The sequence below is a fragment of the Oleiphilus messinensis genome, assembly GCF_002162375.1.
GTDB lineage: Bacteria > Pseudomonadota > Gammaproteobacteria > Pseudomonadales > Oleiphilaceae > Oleiphilus > Oleiphilus messinensis.
Window position 1 is genome coordinate 431,024 of the sequence record NZ_CP021425.1, and the last position, 21,643, is coordinate 452,666.

At 47.8% G+C, this 21,643-nt stretch carries 19 protein-coding genes; 10 read left to right on the plus strand and 9 right to left on the minus strand.

The features are described 5' to 3' along the window. Positions 1-37 precede the first annotated feature (37 nt). A complete protein-coding gene (locus tag OLMES_RS01880; protein ID WP_087459687.1) occupies positions 38-352 on the minus strand; it encodes a hypothetical protein in 315 nt (104 codons plus the stop codon). A 264-nt stretch (positions 353-616) separates the two neighbouring features. Here OLMES_RS01880 and OLMES_RS01885 point away from each other — a divergent pair, with 264 nt between their 5' ends. Next, positions 617-2,164: a hypothetical protein gene (locus OLMES_RS01885; protein ID WP_087459688.1), complete on the plus strand. Its 1,548-nt coding sequence runs from the start codon at positions 617-619 to the stop codon at positions 2,162-2,164. On the opposite strand, the gene OLMES_RS27885 is transcribed toward OLMES_RS01885, so the two are convergent. Both OLMES_RS27885 and OLMES_RS01895 read right to left on the minus strand, forming a co-directional pair. Then, complete coding sequence (locus OLMES_RS27885) at positions 2,061-2,888, minus strand: hypothetical protein (RefSeq protein ID WP_157678103.1); 828 nt, start codon at positions 2,886-2,888, stop codon at positions 2,061-2,063. The two genes, OLMES_RS01885 and OLMES_RS27885, sit on opposite strands and share 104 nt — an antisense overlap. After that, complete coding sequence (locus OLMES_RS01895) at positions 2,885-3,406, minus strand: alpha/beta fold hydrolase (RefSeq protein ID WP_087459690.1); 522 nt, start codon at positions 3,404-3,406, stop codon at positions 2,885-2,887. The genes OLMES_RS27885 and OLMES_RS01895 overlap by 4 nt, the downstream gene beginning before the upstream one ends. Before the next feature lie 196 nt (positions 3,407-3,602). Here OLMES_RS01895 and OLMES_RS01900 point away from each other — a divergent pair, with 196 nt between their 5' ends. From OLMES_RS01900 to OLMES_RS01910, 3 genes are all read left to right on the plus strand, one after another. Further along, the gene (locus OLMES_RS01900; protein WP_198343184.1) at positions 3,603-4,853 is read left to right on the plus strand and encodes an EAL domain-containing protein; all 1,251 of its coding nucleotides are present in this window, start codon (positions 3,603-3,605) and stop codon (positions 4,851-4,853) included. A gap of 99 nt (positions 4,854-4,952) precedes the next feature. Beyond that, positions 4,953-6,134 carry a BaiN/RdsA family NAD(P)/FAD-dependent oxidoreductase gene (locus tag OLMES_RS01905; RefSeq protein ID WP_087459692.1) on the plus strand — a complete coding sequence of 394 codons (1,182 nt, stop codon included), beginning with the start codon at positions 4,953-4,955 and terminating at the stop codon, positions 6,132-6,134. 39 nt (positions 6,135-6,173) lie between these two features. Continuing rightward, positions 6,174-6,623 (plus strand): SMI1/KNR4 family protein, encoded by a 450-nt coding sequence (locus OLMES_RS01910; RefSeq protein ID WP_157678104.1) that lies wholly within the window; start codon positions 6,174-6,176, stop codon positions 6,621-6,623. A gap of 383 nt (positions 6,624-7,006) precedes the next feature. Here the strand turns inward: OLMES_RS01910 and OLMES_RS01915 are convergent, their stop codons facing one another. Then, positions 7,007-7,462, minus strand: coding sequence for a hypothetical protein (locus tag OLMES_RS01915; RefSeq protein WP_157678105.1), 456 nt, complete (start codon positions 7,460-7,462; stop codon positions 7,007-7,009). Between the two features lie 307 nt (positions 7,463-7,769). Here OLMES_RS01915 and OLMES_RS01920 point away from each other — a divergent pair, with 307 nt between their 5' ends. Both OLMES_RS01920 and OLMES_RS01925 read left to right on the plus strand, forming a co-directional pair. Next, on the plus strand, positions 7,770-8,813 hold the full coding sequence (locus OLMES_RS01920; protein WP_087459695.1) for a peptidoglycan-binding domain-containing protein: 1,044 nt from the start codon (positions 7,770-7,772) through the stop codon (positions 8,811-8,813). Then, positions 8,803-9,267, plus strand: a complete 465-nt coding sequence (locus OLMES_RS01925) for a hypothetical protein (RefSeq protein ID WP_087459696.1) — start codon at positions 8,803-8,805, stop codon at positions 9,265-9,267. The genes OLMES_RS01920 and OLMES_RS01925 overlap by 11 nt, the downstream gene beginning before the upstream one ends. 311 nt (positions 9,268-9,578) lie before the next feature. Here the strand turns inward: OLMES_RS01925 and OLMES_RS01930 are convergent, their stop codons facing one another. Continuing rightward, entirely contained in the window at positions 9,579-10,346 is a 768-nt protein-coding gene (locus OLMES_RS01930; RefSeq protein ID WP_087459697.1) for a tetratricopeptide repeat protein, read from the minus strand. Positions 10,347-10,714: 368 nt separating this feature from the next. Between OLMES_RS01930 and OLMES_RS01935 the strand changes: the two genes are divergently transcribed. The 3 genes from OLMES_RS01935 to OLMES_RS01945 all read left to right on the plus strand — a co-directional run bounded on the left by OLMES_RS01935 (position 10,715) and on the right by OLMES_RS01945 (position 15,043). Then, the gene (locus OLMES_RS01935) at positions 10,715-11,680 is read left to right on the plus strand and encodes an NAD-dependent epimerase/dehydratase family protein (RefSeq protein ID WP_087459698.1); all 966 of its coding nucleotides are present in this window, start codon (positions 10,715-10,717) and stop codon (positions 11,678-11,680) included. Positions 11,681-11,848: 168 nt separating this feature from the next. Continuing rightward, positions 11,849-14,056, plus strand: a complete 2,208-nt coding sequence (gene katG / locus OLMES_RS01940; RefSeq protein WP_087459699.1) for a catalase/peroxidase HPI — start codon at positions 11,849-11,851, stop codon at positions 14,054-14,056. A 156-nt stretch (positions 14,057-14,212) separates the two neighbouring features. Further along, positions 14,213-15,043: a substrate-binding periplasmic protein gene (locus OLMES_RS01945; protein WP_087459700.1), complete on the plus strand. Its 831-nt coding sequence runs from the start codon at positions 14,213-14,215 to the stop codon at positions 15,041-15,043. A 51-nt stretch (positions 15,044-15,094) separates the two neighbouring features. Here the strand turns inward: OLMES_RS01945 and OLMES_RS01950 are convergent, their stop codons facing one another. From OLMES_RS01950 to OLMES_RS01960, 3 genes are all read right to left on the minus strand, one after another. Continuing rightward, on the minus strand, positions 15,095-16,750 hold the full coding sequence (locus OLMES_RS01950; protein WP_087459701.1) for an IS200/IS605 family accessory protein TnpB-related protein: 1,656 nt from the start codon (positions 16,748-16,750) through the stop codon (positions 15,095-15,097). Continuing rightward, complete coding sequence (locus OLMES_RS01955; RefSeq protein ID WP_087464293.1) at positions 16,750-17,346, minus strand: IS607 family transposase; 597 nt, start codon at positions 17,344-17,346, stop codon at positions 16,750-16,752. Before OLMES_RS01955 ends, OLMES_RS01950 begins: the two co-directional genes overlap by 1 nt. 117 nt (positions 17,347-17,463) lie before the next feature. Beyond that, entirely contained in the window at positions 17,464-17,694 is a 231-nt protein-coding gene (locus tag OLMES_RS01960; RefSeq protein WP_087459702.1) for a DUF2061 domain-containing protein, read from the minus strand. A 343-nt stretch (positions 17,695-18,037) separates the two neighbouring features. On the opposite strand from OLMES_RS01960, the gene OLMES_RS01965 reads away from it, so the two are divergent. Then, the gene (locus OLMES_RS01965) at positions 18,038-19,477 is read left to right on the plus strand and encodes a DUF3422 family protein (RefSeq protein ID WP_087459703.1); all 1,440 of its coding nucleotides are present in this window, start codon (positions 18,038-18,040) and stop codon (positions 19,475-19,477) included. 1 nt (position 19,478) lies between these two features. Here OLMES_RS01965 and OLMES_RS01970 read toward each other — a convergent pair whose 3' ends face one another. Beyond that, positions 19,479-21,395 (minus strand): sensor domain-containing diguanylate cyclase, encoded by a 1,917-nt coding sequence (locus OLMES_RS01970; RefSeq protein WP_087459704.1) that lies wholly within the window; start codon positions 21,393-21,395, stop codon positions 19,479-19,481. Positions 21,396-21,643 lie beyond the last annotated feature (248 nt).

The following is a 21,643-nucleotide window of genomic DNA, read 5'->3' on the forward strand; positions in this document are numbered from 1 at the left end:
TCTGTTTGAAAAGTCTGTGCTTACTGGTGATGCGCTCTCAGCCGGTAGGGAAGCGCTTTTGTATGTAATGAATGACCGCCTTTCGTTCTTTTCCGGAAAGGACTTGCTGCACGCTGGCGCTGCCTTCTACCTGGTGAATTAATTTATTGGCTGAATCGCGATTGAGTTCCTGACCGGCAAGGGGACAGCTGGAGCACACCAGTTTTCGATGGAACACGGATTTGCCCAGGGTATAGGTGTTTTGCAGCCCGGATGCCGAACCGCCACTGAATGACCCGGACGCTTGCAGGCCCGATGATAGCAGTGTGCATCCCAACATGATGGCCAGGCTGGTACGTTTGAGTAATTTCATGTTTATTCCTCTGATTTTTGCTTCATTGAAAAGAAATGTCGTTGTTCACAACAGTTCATGATGCTGACTTTGACTGGAAATAAGCCGCTGAGTGCCCGGCAAATATCACAGGAAAATAACGAAATACTTACGGTTTCATCGCGAGAGTTTGCACAAATCTTACATTGGGGGAACTTTACGGATCAGATTCAGTCGAAGACGCTCAAGGTTCGCTGTTGTTCTGTCTTCGAACTCCGCCTGCACACTGGGAAAGAGAATTAAAATATGCGTAGTCATGGATTGATGCCGTTTCTGAATCGGCTTCTGGACCCGCAATTAACAGGGCCGGATCACACAACACCTGCTTTGTCCGCTGTTGAGGCGCAGAGGGTAGGTAGAGACTTGCATCTGCAACCCTTTGTCCACGTCACAGGCTTATTGCTCAGTGCGATTTATTTGTTTTGGTTGATTGCTTCAGACGGTGGCAGTTTACCGATATTGCCATTCTGGCTGACGGCGTTATTGGCGGCGACGTTGACCTTCGTTCTGGTCTGGGGCGCAGAGAAATCCGATTTGCAGGTGGATCGGGTCTCGATACTTTTCTGGGCTCTGGTCTTTCATGGCATTGGTTTATTCGCTGCGCCAATCTACGAAGATGATCATTTCCGTTACCTTTGGGACGCCTGGGTGTTTGTGCAGCACGGCACCCCCTATGGAATTGCGCCGAGTCAGTTTTTTTCTGACCATGATATTCCGATGCAGTTTCAGTCTATTCTGGGCCAAATCAACTACCCTGATGTTCCGACGATTTATGGCCCTGTTCTGCAATGGCTGTTTTTGGCGGCTTATGGTATCGAACCGGGTAGTCTGCTGGCCTATAAAGGCATATTGTTTGTATTTAACATCGGGTTGATCGTGTTACTTTTGCGTATCGCCCGTCCGAGCTGGGTGATTTTGTATGCCTGGTCGCCACTGGTTGTAAAAGAAGTGGCCTTTACGGCGCATCCGGATGTGATTGGTGTCGCGCTGCTTTTATTGGCCGTACATTGTCGAAAATCAGGGCGAATGGGCCCCGCGCTCTTTTTTCTGGCATTAAGTATAGGCGCAAAGGTGTTTGCCTGGTTGTTAGTGCCCTTTATTCTTCTGGGAGCCCGACTGAAACATATCCTTATTTTTATTTTGACCTTGGTTGCACTTTACCTCCCATTCAAATTGGCTTTTTGGCTGGGCACACCCCCTGCGCGTTATGCGGATACGGGAGGATTAGCGACGTTTCTTTTGAACTGGGAATTTAACTCAGCGGTTTTTGCCCTGGCATCCCAGTTTTTCTCACCCTTATCGGCGCGTATTGCCATGCTTATCGGGTTTGCCTGTATCTATTTGCTTTTCCTGTGGGGTTATCTTCGTTCTGTGTCCCCGAATCAAGGGTGGCAAATTCCCCGGGGAGACTACCTGATTGCTTTCTTTCTTGTCTGTGCTCCGGTTATTAATCCCTGGTATTTGCTCTGGGCACTGCCTTTTGCAGTTATTCATCGAAGTGTTTCCCTCTGGGTCGCCTCGGTATTTATTCTGTTAGCCTATGCTGTTGCCCTCAATCTGTCCGATGCCAGCGGTTTACAAGGGCCGTATGATCAACCTGGTTGGGTAAGACCTTTGGAGTTTGGCGGAATGCTGCTGGTAATTGTGCTGTTAAGAATGCGTTGTCTATTCCGGTTTCGCTGGATTGTTCCTAACGGGACGAGCGGGAAATACGCAGTACGACAACTGAGACAATGGTGGCAGTCACCAAGGCCAGCGCAGTACCGGACACCAGTCCCCAACCTGGATAGGTGATGGCAATCACCATCGTGTAAGAGATCAGTGAAAGCAGACCAAGCGGGTAGTAGCGCAATAAGGTATTGGCGGCAGCCGCACCATAATTCCAATGCACAATACATAACAGGGGAAAGAAGGTAACCGGAAAGGCACTCATAAATCCGGCCTGACGGGCATCCATAATATAAGCGAGTCCGGTGATGATCAGTACCAGGCTCGCGGCAACCCCTGCCCGCAGGAACAGCATTGCCACGGTGATTTTGGGTGGCGATGATGGTTTCTGATTTGTCGCCTCCAATGATGGTGCTGATTTGGGGCTGAGTGGGTGAAAAATGACTTGGTGAAAAAGCAGTACCGAGCCAATACTGATGGCTACGCAGAGATACAGATTCATATCGATCCCAGCCAGCGCGGTTATTCCAGAAATGGTGAACGTGAGCGCGGTAAACAGCATTAGGCTACCGGCAGGTGCCAACCATTTGCCAAGGTGTTCAAGTCGGGTCAGCAGGGAATACGCCGCCATGGTAATCAGCACCAATGTAAAACCGGCTACAGTCGCTGGCGCGGCGCGGGCGGCAAACTCGGGTGTTTGCTCGAACGCGATGAAAAACAGCACAATAGCAGTACCGAGTGGAAAGCCTGCCAGTATGCCCGCGATCTTCGTACCCACTCGTTCTGCAATCCAGCTCAGGGCGAGGACCGTGGCAATGGTGGTGATTAACTTGATGAGGAGTAAGGTCATACCGCCAGCAGCGAATCCAGGAAATAACGGAATTCAACGCAGATTTGATCTATGACATTGAGCAGGCGATGGTCGTCATTGTATAAATGGCAGGTTGCATTGTGCTCACGCGCCCAGTTCGTTGCAACTTGTGCGGGAATCAATTCATCATGCCACCCATGGGATACAGATATGCTGGTTGCAACCGCTTTGGGGGATGGGTTTGGGTAGCCAGGTATACCCAGAGCTGGGGCAAGCAGAAACAAGCCTGCGGGATTGACCTGTTGCGAGACTTCAATTGAGACATAGGCCCCCATACTGGATCCGACCAGTATCAGTTTACCGGAAATTTCCGGAATGCTATCCAGACAGGTTGTGATGCGTTGTTCTGCGCTCTCCATTCCTTGATAGTCAACACTGAGTATGTCACATCCGCAGGTACTGGCCACTTCTGCAAGCCGGGTGATTTTGCCGCCCCAGGGGCCGCTTTCTTTTCCGTGCGAAAATATAACCAGATGGTGAGGCTGGGGCTTATTCATGGGATATGCTCCAAAGGTGGAGGATTGATTTAGAGTCAACAACTTACCTGAGTAATGTCGTTATGGTACAAATATTGTTAATCGATTTAATCAAATTTGAGTTTGATGCTCGATGCAGGGATTAATCAATAGTATAAACAAGATTGGGTGGCGTGGTTAAAGCCGCTCGCTCGTAACTTTAATAATGAGAGAATATATGGCTCTGAGTGATGTAGTACAGAGTGTTATTCGATTTCGTCAATCTGAGCCTCGCAGGACAACTGCGTGGCGGGCCGAGACTGAATTGACCCCGTTCTTCCAACCGATAATCGATATCAGCAAGGGCTGTGTTGCCGGCTACGAGGCGCTGGCGCGTAAACGGGATGCCAACGGTCAGTACGTGTCTGCAGGGGCATTGTTCTGTAATCCGACGATTGATAAAGAGCACATTCTGGCTCTGGACCGTCAGGTCCGCCGCAAAGCCATGGAAAAAGCACGGGATATGCCGGCCGATTGTTTTTTGGCGGTGAACATTTCCCCAGAGTGGATGCGCTTAGTGAGCCAACATGGTGCACTGCCGACCATTAATATGGCAGAGGAGCTGGGAATTAACCCTGCTCAGGTATTAGTGGAGTTTACGGAGTCAAAAGGTGATGAGCGGGTTTTGGAAGCCTGTGCCAAACGCTATCGTGCCGCTGGCATGCGTATCGCCATCGACGACTTTGGTGCCGGTTATTCCCAGCTGGATCGTATTATCGCCATGGAACCGGATCTGATCAAACTGGACATGCGCCTGTTTAAAAAGGCGATGCAAGGTGGCGTGACCAATGAAGTTGTGCAGTCTGTTGCCTATCTGGCGGAACGTACGGGTAGCCAGATTATTTGTGAAGGGGTTGAAACCGAAGAAGAGTTTTTCTTCGCGATGGAGTGTGGGGCTCGTTTTATCCAGGGGTTCCTGTTTCACCCTGCGTTGCCCGAGTTCCTTGATCCGTACGAGCCTCAATCCAAAGTGGGGTTATTGCTGGACCGTTTTGTAAATCACAAGATTGATGAAGAAGAGCTGCACGTCAATTATCTCAAAGGTATGGAGTCTTTGGCCTCCCGGTTAAAGCAAACCGTCTTGAAGGATGAGCGGTTCTTCGAGCACTTGCCGGATGCGCCTGATGGCTTTTTGCGGTTCTATCTGTGCGATTATTCCGGTGTGCAAATTTCCCCGAATTATGAGTGGCAAGGCTTGTCCCGCCGCTCCGGCATGTGGATGGCAAACTATGAAAGCCAGGGCCACAATTGGGCGTTTCGTCCTTACTTCTATCAAATGTTGGCGACCGAGCGGCTGACCCACCGTGAAATGGTGTACTCCCGTCCCTATCAAGACCGTGCTACCGGAGCTATGTGCCAAACTGTGGGGTGCCATCTTGATTTCGAACGCATCCTGTTTCTGGATATCCGCTACCCGATGCCAGGCTGATTCAGGCCACTGAAAGCCGCCCAGTCCGAGACAGCCTGTATTTCAAGCGGATGTCATGTACACTAGCGCCAAATTATCCGGTTTAAGTGTAGGTGTGAAATGCAGGATCAAGTCGACGTTGTGGTCATCGGGGCCGGAGCCGCAGGGTTAATGTGTGCCATTACGGCCGGGTATCGGGGGCGGAGCGTCCGTATTCTGGATCATGCGAACAAGCCGGGCAAAAAAATCCTGATGTCCGGTGGCGGCAAATGCAACTTTACCCACCTGAATTCCACCCCGGCCAATTTTCTATCGGATAACCCGGCATACTGTATTTCAGCACTCAAGCGCTATACTCCGCACGATTTTCTGGAGTGGGTTGACCGGCACGGCATTGGTTATTACGAGAAAACACCAGGACAATTATTTTGTGCGACCAGCAGCAAGGATATCCTGCAAATGCTTCTGACCGAAGCCGAGTGGGCTGGTGTGGACATTGCAATGAATACCCAAATCAAGGCGGTCGAGGAAACGGACACCGGGTATCAGCTGCACACCTCCAGTGGGATTGTCAGCTGTGCCTCATTGGTGGTGGCAACCGGTGGCCTGTCGATTCCAACCCTGGGCGCAAGCCCCTTTGGCTATCAACTGGCGGAGCAATTCGGCCTACAGATCCGGCCTACGCGGGCGGGTTTGGTACCTTTCACCCTGCAGCCGGATTTACTGGAACGGTTTGCACCGTTGTCCGGTGTCAGCTGCCCAATTGAGGTCAGCCACCACAGCCAGCTATTTCGTGAACCTATGCTATTCACCCATCGCGGCGTTAGCGGCCCGGCCATGCTCCAAATCTCGAGCTTTTGGCATCCGGGCGAGGCATTAAGGGTGAACCTGTTACCCGAACTGGATTTAGTGGCGGTGTTAAAACAACAGCGCCATGAATCGCCCAAGAAAAAGCTGGAAACCATCCTGTCCCAACACCTGCCAAAACGACTTGCGCAGATCCTGTGCGAATGGCATGCCTGGCCCGAAATACTCCAGCAATGTTCCAACGAAACCTTCGAAAGCATCACCGAAAGTATCCAGCAATGGGCACTCAAACCCAACGGCACCGAAGGCTATCGCACCGCCGAAGTCACCCTCGGCGGCGTCGACACCCGTCAACTCTCCTCAAAAACCATGGCCGTAGAAGGTCGCGAAAACCTCTTCTTCATCGGCGAAGTCGTCGACATAACCGGACACCTCGGAGGCCACAACTTCCAATGGGCCTGGGCATCCGGATTTTGTGCCGGGCAGTATGTTTAGGTCTGCTCTCTTCTACAGGGCGTTATGGGAAATATCGACATGAATTTAGAAATTACAGATAGTTATCCATCCATATCAGACGACGATATATTAGCGTTGGAGCAAGATTTAAATATTAAGCTCCCAACGGAATACAAAGAATTTCTGAAATGCTACAACGGTGGTTCACCATCATTACAGGACTATAAACTCGACGGTGAATTATTTGATGATATTGGATGGTTTTTTGGTATTAGAGACTATCCGTCAGGGCAGGATATAAAAACCGAAAATGAAGAAGTAGCGGATCGGTTGCTAAACCATTACCTTGCTATAGGTGGTTCCTATGGTGGTAACTTGATATGCATTAGCTTAAAGAAAAGTGATTATGGTTCGATCTATCGCTGGGATCACGAAACGGCCAACTATGATGGGGATCCGTGGGAAGACAATATGACAAAGATATCCAAAAACCTGAAAGAGTTTTTAAGTAATTTGTATGCAGAGTAATACCATCTAAATCAATAATGAGAGCTGGCAGTATTAAGATGTGATCCGCGCATGGTAGTAAATTGCTCGCACAATGAAAATTATATTTTTGTGTTTATTGACTCGATGATTGCCGCTTATATATCAATGTCTGTATTCACTTCATCCGGTGCAGCTAAAGAATTTATGATCAGATTAAACCGTTTCGCGTGTTGAATCTGGAGCACCAAAGCCGTTCAATCCAAATCTAAGCGAAGTTCTTTTGGCAGGGTTAAACATTTGGAAGCAAAACGATAGGTAACTGACCACAGGTACATATCTTGGCAGGCATCGTCTGAATTCCACTTAAAAAGGCTCAAAAATCGAGCCTATTCAAATATGTATGGAAGACTAAAGCGAAAGATTTATTCAGTCTCTGATTTGAGCTTTTCACAGATTGTGACATCTGTCGCCCAGGTTTCGAGACGATGTCGGGGGCCCATGTGAATGAGTTCTTGGCATTCTTGATACCCGTTGGATGTCAAAACATAATCAACAATATAGCCTCCGACTATTCGTCCCGCAATCATGATAATTATACCTGCAAGTGCGATTTTCAAAGCAATGGCTTGACCCTTATCGTTCAGTGGCTTGCCAATGAGATAAGCACCCGTAGCTATAGAAAATGAACTTAGACCGATAAATCCCCCGAGGCCAAGGAGTGAAAATTTCTCAAATTCAAAATGGCTTAAATTTTCAGTAAGTGCAGTAATCAACCCATTCATTTCAGAAATGAGTAAGTATGCTGAGATGATGGTGAAAGAAACAAACACAATAAATGTGCTGACTATGAGGGGCTTTGAGGGTGCTTCAGTTTCCACAATATTTGCTCTTAGTACGGTATTGTTGTTTGTTGAAATCCAAAATAGACGTCGGATGAAGTAAAGCTGCCATTGAGTCTTGAAACTGGGACGAGCTCCATCAAAATACCGTAATTTTTCAATTTGTATGAAGGTGATCATAGGTGAAATCAACGAGTTAGTTCACAAACTTATTTTTCAGGTTGATCGCATTGTAGAGGCTTATGAAATGTGACTTGCTCTCTAATAGTGCGAATGTTTTAATGAATTTTCTAATCAGTCAAAAGAAGGCAATACTTTACGCAGGCCAATTTATAAGGAGATAGATATGGCACTCAAATTCGTATATTTTAAATCAAATTCCCGCATTATTAACGCCCATAAAAACTCCCCACCAATGCGCAAAGGCGAAAAAGGGTCGGCTGTTGCCGTTTTGCAAGCCGCTTTAATTGACGCTGGGTATCCCATGCCTAAGTCCATGAAAAGTAAAGTTCCCGATGGAGTCTATGGAAGTGAAACACAGTTTTGTGTTAGCAAGTTTCAGCAAGATTTGAAATTATCTCTTGTGGATGGAATTGCTGGAAAGGAAACCATTTCTCATCTTGATGATCGTTTGTTTGCTCTAACAAAAAAAGTGATAGGCTCAGGCTCTTCAGTATCATTAATTTCATTCCCATCAACACCTGAGTATCAGATCGGCGCTATAGCACCAACGGTTATGCATGATATAGGTGCGGGGGTCTGGAAATCCTCGCCCGTGACGACTTCGGCATATATCAATAAACACTTAATACTGGAAATTTTGCCCGCATCGGCTGCGATAATTGGAGATGATGCGGCCAAGCATATGGCGCATTATTTTTCCAATACGGGAAAAGACCTTACCATTGACTTAGAAGATATGTTAGCTGATGTGCAATCTGCGCAGATTCGCTTTATTGAAGAGGTTCAGCAAGCTCAGAAATTCGTAGAAATGTTACCAGTAGGTCACTACAACATACGATCCAAACGTGTTAACAGCGCCTATAACCAGAAACGGCACAGTATAAATTGGTTTTTTGCTATAGGGGGTTATAGCACCTGGGGGGAGGGCAAGGCTACAGTATCTAAATCTGGTGCGTCCACACTTTATTCATTAGATTTTGAATACAAATTTGTTGATCGGTATAACTGGGATGGTGGGAAATCTGTCGAATTGTTTGGCATAAAGATTACTGATGATTTCATGGGAGAATTCCACCGGCAAGGCCTAGCACGCGAATTCAATATGTATGGTTCAGTCAAACGGAATTTTTTGTGGGAAAAGGGAAGACCAATCCCGATTGACCAATTTCAGGTTACTGGGGGATCAGTAAAAAAATATGGATGGTAATAAGTTGAATAAATGGCGCAATAGTATTTTTTGTATCCTATTGATTGTAAGCTTCATTGGCTGTGGAAATTCAAACGTATCTGGCAGCTTCGATGGCGATGATCTCACCGCCTTGGGAAATCAATGGCACTTATCTTTCCCGAGGAACATTTCGATACTTGGCTTTTATAAAGAAGATGATGGTCGAGCGATGGACAGCATGGTTCAATTATTATTGAAGATGGATGCGCAAGATGTCGAGCAGTTTATTTCTGACTCTCCGTTTGCCAATCTTGAACTGTCTAACGAAAATCGGGGTAAGTTAGGTGCGGATTATAAGTGGTGGCAGCCTAGCAAAGTCGCCAATCTTCGCTCAGCCCAGGTAAATTTGAATAATGGTGAAGTTCTCAATATTGGAATTGATTCAAGTTTGAAGGATAAAGCGGTCATCTATCTCTTCTGGTATGAAATTTAGATTCTAGCACGCTACGGAGACAGGCACCGTTAAGTACGGCCGCGAGCACTCTGCACTCTTTTTGTTGCTCGCAGTCTTAAACAATAACACTGTAGTGGCAAAATGTTCTAACTAGAGGGGAGTATGGAAGCGAGAGTCGCGGTTTTTGGGGGGCTAACTCTCAGTCCCTCAACACCTCGCATGCAAACTTAAACCCTAGGGACTGTCAAAGCCTCGGTGCCGTGCAAAATTTGTTCATTTTCTTTCAGCTCGCTAACAAGTTTATCGTCCAAATTCATGATGCCAATCCTTAGTCTAGTTTATTCCATTAGTTAATTTTTACACGCGACTTCTCTTCCAGACTTTTCAAACCACTCATTTGCCAATTTTTTATCGGGGGCGACATATATACCTCTGCATAAAAAATAGCCCATCAACAGTTGAGAGTACTGGTGATTATTTTCTGCTGCCTTGGTGTACCATTTAATCGCATCAGCGCCACTTTGTATCCCGTGTAAGTTAAAGTCATAACTCTTTGCAACTTTGAATTGAGTCTCTCCATCATCAGATGATCCATCTTCGATAAGCCGATTGAGCATATCAGTTTGAGACAGTTCAGAATCAGTGCCATTTTGATTTTCAAAAAATATTACAGGTGGTGAGGTTGCAAAAGATTCTTGCTCAGCCCTTCTGTACCAATCCAAGGCAATGAGCAAATCTTTATCTACACCCTGGCCCATCTCATAGATCCTCCCTAATTCAAACATCGCAGATGAGTCACCAGAGTTTGCTGCAACTTCCAATTTGTTAATAATTTCAGAGAACGGTTTGTTTTGAGACCGCGCTATTAATGCCAAATAGTAATAGGCTTCAGCGTCCCCTTGAGTAGAAAGAGCTTCAAATAAAGCCTTGGCTTGTTCAATTTCACCGGAAAAGTATAGTTGCTTGGCACTTGCGAGTTGGTCTTCATAAGTCGAACCATTTGCGCCACTCACTGTGGCAACGGAAGTCAAAAATACAGCGATAAGAGCCAACCCGAGCCAGAAATTAAGGAAATAACATTGAATGACTTTGATAGAGGGCTTTAAGGCGGGTTTCATTGGCTAGACTAATCCTTTGTCATGGAGCGGAAACTGCGAGTATAAGGTATCAAAAAATGTAGCAGACACCAACACAATAATTGCTTGTTCAGGAGCATTCACGGGCGATAGCAATACCGTGGGCAGACACTGCCGAGATTATGCGAATATGCTATTACAGATTCACCCGGTCAGATGGTTAACTGTGATGAGTTTCGACAAATCGCAAAACTATCGTCATCACTGAGGCCAACAGCCATCCCTGAAACACGGTTAACAATAGTGTTAAATTTTTCATTTTTGAGCTAGGTTTACCTTAACAGGCTGAATTAATGACAAAAAAAGATTAATCAGCAAGATTTATAAAGTTTGAGTTCGAGGTATAAGGAATGCGTAAAGCGCTGGTATTGGGGGCCGGAGGGTTTATCGGGAGTCATCTGGTGAAACGGTTGAAAAAAGATGGGATGTGGGTCAGAGGGGTTGACCTGAAGTTCCCGGAATTTTCCGAAACAGTGGCGGATGATTTTATTCAAGGGGATTTGCGGGATATGCAAGTCTGTGAGCGTGCGGTAGATCAACGGTTTGATGAAGTCTACCAGTTGGCCGCCGATATGGGCGGTGCGGGTTATATTTTTACCGGTGATAACGATGCCGATATTATGTATAACTCATCGATGATCAATCTGCATATCCTTGAAACCTGCAAACGCCGGAACATCAAACGAATTTTTTATTCTTCATCAGCCTGTATGTATCCCGAATACAATCAGCTTGATCCAGACAATCCTAACTGTGCTGAAGATTCTGCCTATCCTGCGAACCCGGATAGTGAATACGGTTGGGAAAAGTTGTTCTCAGAAAGATTATATCTGGCCTATGGGCGTAACCATGGCATGGAGCCCCGAATTGCTCGTTTTCATAATATTTTCGGTGAAGAAGGCACTTATGAAGGTGGGAAAGAAAAAGCCCCAGCCGCGTTTTGCCGTAAAATTGCATCCGCAACTGACGGTGACACGATTGAAATGTGGGGGGATGGCGCACAAACCCGATCATTTTTACACATCGATGAATGTATTGAGGCGGTATTGCGCTTGACCCGGTCTGAGTTTCAGGGGCCGGTGAACATCGGATCCGAAGAAATGGTGACGATTAATCAGTTAGCCGGAATGGTTATGGAGGTTGCAGGGAAAAACCTTGAAATCAACCATATTCCGGGGCCGGAAGGTGTGAGGGGGCGGAATTCCGACAATACTTTGATCAAAGATAAGCTTGGCTGGGCGCCGAGTGAGCCTCTGCTGGAAGGACTGCGAAAGACGTATCAATGGGTTGAGGGGCGATTGCATCGACGAAACTGACCGATCTATCATGTCATCTATGTAAAGGGATTTAGTTATAGTTTTTGTCTATTTCAGGGCAAGCTATAAACGATTTTCGCTGTGGCGCTTTAGTGGCTATTGTCTATCTTAACGAAACGGGCGGATCGTATCGCTCTCTTTAATCCTTGCGTAGACAGGAGCCACATCATGAGTAACGACCAGAATACAGGTTCGGGTAAGTGCCCGGTTATGCACGGCGGGAACACTCGAATGGGGGGGAATGGCACCAAAAATATGGATTGGTGGCCGAACCAGTTGAATTTGAAGATTCTGCATCAGAATGACCGAAAGTCAAATCCGATGGGAGAGGATTTTAACTATCGGGATGCATTCAGCAAACTGGATTTAAAAGCGGTCAAAAAAGATCTTGACCATGTGATGACGGACTCCCAGGACTGGTGGCCGGCGGATTATGGTCATTATGGTCCGTTCATGATTCGTATGGCCTGGCACGCTGCAGGTACTTACCGTACAGGGGATGGTCGCGGCGGCGCGTCGACTGGCAATCAGCGTTTTGCACCATTAAATAGCTGGCCGGATAACGCCAACCTGGATAAAGCCCGTCGACTCTTGTGGCCGGTCAAGAAAAAGTATGGGAATAGCCTGTCTTGGGCAGACCTGTTCATTCTGGCCGGAAATGTTGCAATTGAAAGTATGGGATTGAAGACGTTTGGCTTTGGTGGCGGCCGTGAGGATATCTGGGAGCCTGAAGAGGATATCTATTGGGGTGCAGAAGACGAGTGGCTCGGTAACAAGCGCTACACTGGCGAGCGCGACCTGGAAAATCCGCTCGCTGCCGTACAGATGGGTTTGATCTATGTGAATCCGGAAGGGCCAGATGGTAATCCTGATCCGATTGCATCCGGAAAAGACGTTCGGGAAACATTTGCCCGAATGGCTATGAACGATTACGAAACAGTAGCCTTGACTGCAGGCGGGCATACTTTTGGCAAAGCCCATGGTGCAGGCGATGCAGCTCAAGTCGGGCCTGAACCTGAAGCTGCACCGATAGAGGAAATGGGTCTGGGCTGGAAGAGCAATCATGGTTCAGGAAAAGCCGGGGATGCGATCACCAGTGGTATTGAAGGCGCGTGGACTTCGAATCCGGTAAAATGGGACAACGGCTATTTTGATGTGTTGCTCGGTTACGAGTGGGAGCTGGTCAAGAGTCCTGCAGGGGCAAACCAGTGGGCAGCTAAAAATCTGGCTGATAAAGACCATGCACCCCATGCCGCAGATAGCGCAAAACCTGTGGGTCTGATGATGACCACCGCTGATATGTCGATGCGGGAGGATCCTGAATACCGGAAAATTTCAGAACATTTTCACAAAAATCCGGACGAATTTGCTGATGCCTTTGCCCGGGCCTGGTTTAAATTGACCCACCGGGATATGGGGCCAAAATCGCGATATTTAGGTTCCGAGGTACCCGATGAAGACTTGATATGGCAGGATCCTGTGCCACCCGTAGATCACGATTTGGTGGACGCGGGGGATATCGCCCAATTGAAGCAGGCCATTTTAGCTACCGGATTGTCAGTTTCCGAACTGGTTTACACCGCGTGGTCTTCTGCTTCCACTTTTAGAGGATCCGATTGTCGAGGGGGGGCAAATGGGGCTCGAATTCGCCTGGCACCTCAAAAAGACTGGGATGTGAACCAGCCACAACAGTTGCAGAAGGTTCTACAGGCTCTGGGAAAAGTACAGCAAGACTTCAATGCCCAGGGGGGAAGTAAAGCGGTTTCCCTGGCAGACTTAATCGTGCTGGGAGGTTGCGCCGCCATTGAAAAAGCGGCAAGCGATGGTGGTCATCGTATTGATGTACCTTTTGTGCCCGGCCGGACGGACGCAACGGATTCCCAGACCGATGCCGAATCGTTTGATGTTTTGGAGCCTATCGCCGACGGCTTCCGAAACTATTCGAAGCAGGCTTACTCCGTGTCAGCCGAAGAGTTATTAATCGATCGGGCACAACTGCTGAGTTTAACCGCGCCGGAAATGACGGTTTTGATTGGTGGTCTGCGGGTGTTGAACGCAAACTATGATCAGGCTTCCCACGGTGTGTTTACCCAAAGCCCGGGAGTGCTGAGCAATGACTTCTTTGTCAATCTGGTGGACATGGCAACAGAATGGAAACCCGCCTCGGCATCGGCTGACCTGTTCGAAGGTCGTGATCGGGCCAGTGGTGACCTGAAGTGGACTGCAACCCGAGTGGATCTGGTGTTTGGCTCGAACTCGCAATTAAGAGCGTTGTCGGAAGTTTATGCCAGTGATGATGGCAAAGACAAGTTTATGAAAGACTTCGTAAAAGCCTGGGTTAAAGTGATGAATGCGGATCGCTTCGATCTAAAATGATGCGACCTGAAATATCGATCTAGAACGCAAATTAAAAACCCATCAGTGTTCCGCTGATGGGTTTTTTTCTGCGCGCCTGAAATCTTCACAACTCAGGTGTCCAGGTTTTGGAGGATAGGCTAAGCTGAAAAAAGAACCTGTCCTGATGAGAACAATATGGTGCCTGATGTTCATAGCGTTAAAGGCTTGATGATCACTTTGATCTGCACTTTTGTGTTTGCTTGGGTCACTGTAATCCGGGCCGATGAAAGTATCCGTCATCTGCCAATTGCGACTGCCAGCTTTCCACCATTCAAGTTTCAGAACCCGGAGAGTGGTGAAATTGTGGGGTTTGATACTGAAGTGGTTCGGCGTGTGTTCCAATCCATGGGGATTGAAGCGGAGGTGAGTATCATGCCTTTCCAGCGGGCGGATATCCTGACGCGAAGAGGTAAATACGCCGCTTACTACTCTTTCACTAAGAATCCAGACCGGGAACAGCATTACTATTTCTCTGCGCCCATCAGTTCTGTTCAGGATGTAATTTTCAAGAAAAAAACGCTGCCATTGCAATGGCTGCATTATGCGGATCTTGCGAATTATCGGCTCGGGTTTTCGCAGCGCTACAATTATGATCCTGACTTTTTGAGCGTCATGGAAGATAAGGTTCCGGTGGTTGATGATGAAAATGAAAAGCAATTGTTGTATTTGCTGACGAAAGAACGGGTGGACATTGCTATTTGCGAGAAGTCGGTTTGCGGTTTTTTGATCAATCAAAATCCAGTGCAGTTTGGTGGTATCGATTATTACGATAAGCCGATTGGTCAGCCAAGTGTGCGACCGTTTTATGTGGGGTTTTCAAAGAATTGGCCGAATGCGGAGCAACTGCGGGATGCATTTAATGTTGCGCTGGCCGCGTGGAAAAGGAGAGAGGGCCCCGCAGTGAAAGAGATCTTCGAGAAATACGGGGTGTCATGTCCGAGTACTGTCTATCAAGCTTGCAAGTAACCGTTTTCATAAACCTGCTTAAACCTACTCAAGGTTTAAACGAGCCTATCCCTACAGCGCAGGGTGCGCGGAAAGCAGTGGAGTGCTTTCCTGAATCAAGTCGGGACTCATGCCCGGTCTACCATCAAGGCGAGCCTCAACGGAGTAACTAACCCGATTCACACGACGAAAGTGACGCCAGCCACTCAGAAAATCTAATGATTTTTCGAGTGGTTGGTACCAACGCTGAAGTTTGTTGTAATACTGATAATCCCCGAGCGCCATCCTTACAGGCGGATGCTCGGTCTTAACGGTACCCTTTGCGTTAATACCAATGAGTTGTTTTGGCGGCTTTTCTTTAAAGCCACAATGCCGACGACCAATCACTAACGCGGCGGCATGGTGATCTGAGAAACCGTGTCGATCGCGATATTTCATCCGCCCCAATAATGAGGTATAAGCCGGATTGACGTGATAAAGGCGTATACCGCGTTTAATGCTTTGCGTTTCAAGCAAGTCCTTGATCTTGCCGTAAGCAAAGGCATTCAACATGCGGGCATACTGAGGATGATCCTGCTTTTGGTACTGCCGTTTCTTCTGCTGAAAATCCAGCTTTTCGATCACCACCGCTTTACTTTGCTGTGCGGCAAAATCCATCAGGTCTCGTACGGCATCCCCAATAATGGCTGCCCGTTGAGCATCATTCTTATAGTGTAACGGTAAGTCAAACGTTCGGTGTTGCAGTGGGTTACCGTTTCGATCCAGCTCGACGACCGCTAAGTGGTCCGGGTTGACATCTACACCGATGACACCTTGGTCAGCATCGATCCACTCTGCTTGCTCTGTTGGTCCTGCCACTTCCACGCTAACGAGTAACCGCCAACCTTTTTTGTCTCGCTTAAATCGAAAACTCAGGGGTTGCCCTTTGATTGATTTATCGAGTTTTTTAACCTGATTTTGCCAGACGGCTTGGGCAATAGCCGCCTTACCATGCTTGAATTGCAGGCGATCAATGTTAATGGTCGTGCCGAACGTGGCGCGTAATTGATGGGGCACCAAGAGTTTTAGTTGGTAAGCATCTTCTTGCTCACTGGGCGAGAGCTGGGCATTTTGACAGCCCCAGGATTCATCATGAGAACCCACTAATAGAAATTCACGGTGTCGCGCTTCGTGCCAGCGACATTGCCAATCCCTGACCCCTTCATTGGATTTTAGTGTTTGTCGCTCTTTCAGCAGCTTTCGACCACCAAAACAAATCGGTGTTTTGTTTTCCTGTTTTTCAGCCACCAAGGCGGCCTGCTTTTGCTGCCAACGATGCAGTTTCACTTCCTTCTGTCGTAGCCTGTTGCGAAGTTGTTTCGCCTGTTGCGGGCAGCCTTTCTCTGCAACATGATCACAGCGCTTCTCTAGCTTGTTGAGCGTATTCTCCAGCTGTTTGATTTTAACGTCCAGCGTCACCAGTCGGTTGTTTCGATTGGTTTGGTAAGACTGGATTAAACCTTTAATGCTTTGCCGGACGCCTTGAAACACCCGATAGCTGAACGGCATCCCCATTTCATGCATAAACTGGGTACGATTCAATTGCTGGGCTTTAGGCTTTTGTAAGTTAGCAAACCAACGAAACTTCACTTGATTCCACAGCTCGGCATAGTGGCACAATGCCGCATCCTGCTCATGAATCAAATCAAGCCGGGTTTCAAAGGTGAGTGTTTTCGTTGGCGTATCCACTAGGCGATGGCTCGTTGATTTTTACGACTACGTGAACCATGCAATCGCGCACTGAAGACCGTCATTAACGCTAACACATCATGGCAAAGTTGCTGTTCAAAGTTTTCTTCAACTTCCTCAAGAATGACAACCTCCGTACCGTAAATCTGGCAAAGCGCAAATAACAATTCAGCCCCAAATCGGAGTAAGCGATCTTTATGAACGATAACCAGTCGTTTTACCTTACGCTGACAAATCAACTTAATTAATCGCTTTAATCCCCGTTTTTTATAGTTTAATCCTGAGCCAAGATCATCAATGGTTTCGACAGCTTCATAGCCAGCCTCTCTGGCATGTTTTTGCAAGCGAGCAATTTGCGTTTGCAAATCTTTTTTCTGATCATGAGAAGAGACGCGTGCATAACAGATTGTTCTGCGTTGCTCATTAGCAGTCGACTGACCGCAAAAGGCTAAAAGTTTATCAAGCGCGTAACGACGATGGCCACCAGGCGTACGGAAATCTGAGAAAAATCGTGATTCTTTTTCCCAGCGACGAAGGGTGGAAACGGCCACACCCAGCAGAAAAGCGGCAGCGCCTATCGATAGAAATTCAGCCATGATCATCACCTCCATCCATGAGAAAACAATACTGTACAAGCTACTGTATATGAGTAGGTTTAGTCAAGTATTTCGTTAACTGTTAACGCCCAAGCGCTGTGCCACTAGAACTGGATTTCAGCGCCATAAATACAATGCAGCGTTTTCCGTAAGTGTATTCATGAAACCATCAAAGCCGCCCGAGCGCAAGCGCTCCCAGAACTTCTCATGGAATAAATAACCAACACTGTTAACCGCAGGCTCGATCAAGGCGATAGCGCCGCCAACTACGATATCACCAGTGAGCAGCCAGGCAATCGTGAACGCAATGGTAAAGTGCATTATTGTGAATGTCATTGTCTTCAACATCTCAAATTCTCCTGGGCAACCTGTGTCGCTATTGTTTGTCGATGTCGTTGAGGATATGAAATTCTTAAGTATACTTAAAATCGATTAAACTTATTTTTGTAATAGGTTTTTGTAATAGGTTTTTGTAATAGTTTTTTGTGGTGATTGTGGATTTATAGCATCCGGCTTTTCTCTGATTTGGATCAAATTGATCACTGTATAGTTGTACACTCCCGTATCCAGGCATTCCCTAAGGATTCCATTGTGGTAAAGTGTCGCGCCTGATCAGCCCTGGCAAAGCTGGCTGGTACACAGGTTGGTAATCCCAGAGGTACTGACATCGTTTGGAACGAAGGATAACGTTATGGTTGAACATTCCATTGATTTGCTTGAATCCACCGCACTCAATAATGCGAACCGGCATGGATTGAATAGCGGACATGGATTGAATGGACACGGAGAAATTTCAGGGCCTGTGCCAAGTGTTGAGCCGCTGTTCCAGTTTTTTGAAGCGCGGGAAGCGCTTTATAATGAGTTGCACACACGGCCATTTCCAGTCATTGAAACGCCAGCCAGTATTTCCCAATTGGCGATTTTGCATGAGGAATCAGGTCAAAATCTGGAGTTTGACCATTTATCCCAGTTAAGTCACCGGTATGCGGTTAATCCGCCTGCACCGGGAGCATCCTGTTTTTATCAAAACTTCGGCGGCTTTGAGCTGCGCTGGGAGCGTCATACCGAATTTTCGTCTTATACATTTATCCACAAACTCGATGCGCCCATGCCTTTCGGAAAAACGGCTTTATCCCTGTTACCGCCGGAATGGTTGAAAGCCATGCCGGGGAAAGTGATCAGTTGTTTGCATGTGGAATTACAGGCGATGCCGCCCGAGCCTCAGTCGGCAGATGATTTGCGCCAGTGTTTTGAAGGGCACCGACTGATCAGTTCCAGTGTTGAAGGCGGGCGTGCCCAGTTATGGACATCATACCGCATCCATAGCGATGGTTTTGGCCGAATACTGCTGCAGAATCGCGATTTGAATGCGTGTCAGACCGGACGACTGGTGCGCCGGTTGCTGGAGATTGAAACCTATCGAATGATGGTGCTGATGGCCTTTCCGCTGGCGAAGCGCATCGCTCCGGAGGTGCAAGGAATGGAGCGAGACCTGGCGGCGATTATACAGCAAATCACCGATATCGAGGGGCTGGATGATGAACGACGTCTGCTGGGTGAACTATCCACCCTTGCTGCCCGGGTTGAACAGATGATCACGGATACCAACTACCGGTTTTCGGCATCCGAGGCCTATTTCGCCCTGGTGGAATCGCGCCTTGATGAATTGCGGGAAGCTGGGGTAAATGGTCTGCAGACCGTGGGTGAGTTTCTCAGTCGCAGGTTGGTTCCAGCATACCGAACCGCAGAGACCGTAAAGTCTTCCCTTATGGATCTGTCGAAGCGCATAGAACGGGCGAGTGAGTTGATCCGTACCCGGGTGAACGTGACTATCGAATCCCAGAACCGCTATCTCTTGCAGTCCATGGATCGTCGCAGCAAGCTGCAACTACGAATGCAACAGGCGGTTGAGGGGCTCTCGGTTGCGGTGATTACCTACCATCTGGTTGGTTTAGTCAAACATCTGGCGGATTCTGCGGAGTCGCTGGGCTGGATCGAGCACGCGGCGCTATGGGTCGGTGCTTCTGTTCCGGTGTGTGGTGCTGTGGTGGTACTGGGGTTGATGCGTCTTAAAAAACGTATCAGTCAGACAAATGAAATCATGAAAGAAAAACAGCGTTCTATTCAGTGATTCACTGCGGGCTGTTGGCAACGCTTGCAGCCACAGGTGTTTGGGTTGCAACTGATACTTGGTTTCGGCCATTTTCCTTAGCCGTGTAAAGCGCCAGATCGGCTTGTGCGATTAACCCCGTGCTCAATCGGACATCCCTGGGTATGATCGAGGCAACGCCAATACTAATGGTTGCGGCAATATCATACCCCTCATGAAGTATTCGGGTTGCGGCAATATCACGACGGATACGCTCGGCAATCGTAGCGGAGGTGGCGGCTTTCGAGTTCGGGAGCATGGCGATAAATTCTTCGCCCCCGTAGCGGGCGAAAATGCCATGGTGGCCCAGCCGTTCCGTTGCAATTTGCGCGACTTCCTGAAGCACTGCATCCCCGGCTTGATGCCCCCAGGTATCGTTGATGTTTTTAAAGTGATCAATATCCAGCATCATAATGGATATGGGGTGTTGCTGTGCAATGCCCTGAAGATAGGCATCTCTGTATTGCTGGTTGAAATAACGGCGATTGAAAATCCCGGTGAGCGCATCTGTGGCACTAATATGCTCCAGTTTCTGATTCGCTTCCCGGAGACCTGACAACGCATGTTCCAGCGCTTCTGTTCGGTGCTTCACCTGCTGTTCAAGGCGTTCATTTTCTGATTCCTGCGCGGAAATACGAATATCACGCTCGATTCGGGCGAGCTCTGCAGCCTGAAGAGCTTCTTGTTCAGCCCGATACTGCTGTTCACGGAAGTATTTGATGCGTGCGGCTAAAGCCAGTGAGAGCAGTACCACCTCTGCGGCACCACCGATTTCAAGTGCATTGATGGTGATAACGTTGCTGGGTAACCAATTAAAACCGGTCATCGCCAACATAAATGCCCCCCCAAGCAAAGTACTCCAGGCAAGCATGTAGAAGAGTGCAAATGGGTTCCGCTTTATCAGCGTTAACAGACCCAGCAGGAAACAGGTACAACTACCAATGAGAACCAGTAGAATCGAAAGTCGTGTCATCAATGTGTAAGGCAGAAAAAACGCAAGAAAAGCAAAGAGCACTGCTAACGATATGATCGCTGTCAATGTGCCCGCCCCAAATCTGGAGTATTTTTTGATATCAAGGAATACCAGGGTAAATGCACAGATCGAAACCAGCGTGAAGCAGATACCGACTGGCATTAGCTTTTCCTGCAGCCAGGGGCTTGTCGGCCAGAGGTACTGGTAAGAAAAACCAAGAAAAGTAAATTGTACCAAGCCCAGCCCGGCAACGTAGCCGAGATAGTAGAGGTAACTTCGATCCCGAACCCAAAGGAATATGAAAAAATTATACAGCACCATGACCACCATGAAGCCGAAGTAAATGCCGTGCAGCATCTGCACTTCGTAATTGTAGGCTTCAAAGGCATCGGGCCGCCAGATGGTTAATGGTAGTTTTGCTGTGCCCTGGGTTTGGATATTAATCGCGAAGTGAACGGTTTCATTTGCATCAAGGTCCAGGGGAATGACAAAGTCTCGATGTTTCACCGGGCGCTGGTCGTAAGGCAGATTATCGCCCAGCCGATACTGTTGAGTGGTACCATTTTTGCGGTGGATTATGAGGTTGAGGCGATCAAGTAGCGGGTAGGCAATGTGCAGTTTCCAGTGGCTGTAGCGACTGTCAGTGTTACTGAGGCAGCCTTTAAACCAGAAATCGCGCGTATCGTAGCCAAAACTTGGTACCTCTTGCGCCGCTGGACGCCAGGGTAAAGGTCTTTGGAGAATCGATTCGAGTTGTTGCTGGCCTGCCGGGTCGATGTAAAACTGGAGTGATTTGCCAAGTGGTGCGGACAGGGTATCGGCGCTCAACATGACGGGGTCACAAGCGAGATCAGCCCGGATTTGGGCGGAAGCCAGCAGAATCGCACAATAAAAAAAGAGGTAGGCAGAGATACTGCGTTGCGACATCAATTTTCCAATTCGAACCGCACACTCAGTGGTATCAGTGTACGTTCCATCTAATTCCAGGTGGTTTGTCAGCGTTTTTTGTTACTCGGTACTGAGTATTTAAGACAGTTTTTGGTTTTTAGGCAAATGTGCCATTTTGTTAGCTCTGTGAGGACATGGGTGGGTTACGAGTGGTTTAATTGTCCTGGTTACATGGCCAGGGTAGCCGAAAGTCGCACTGTTTTGCCGACAGAACTTCGCTAAAATTG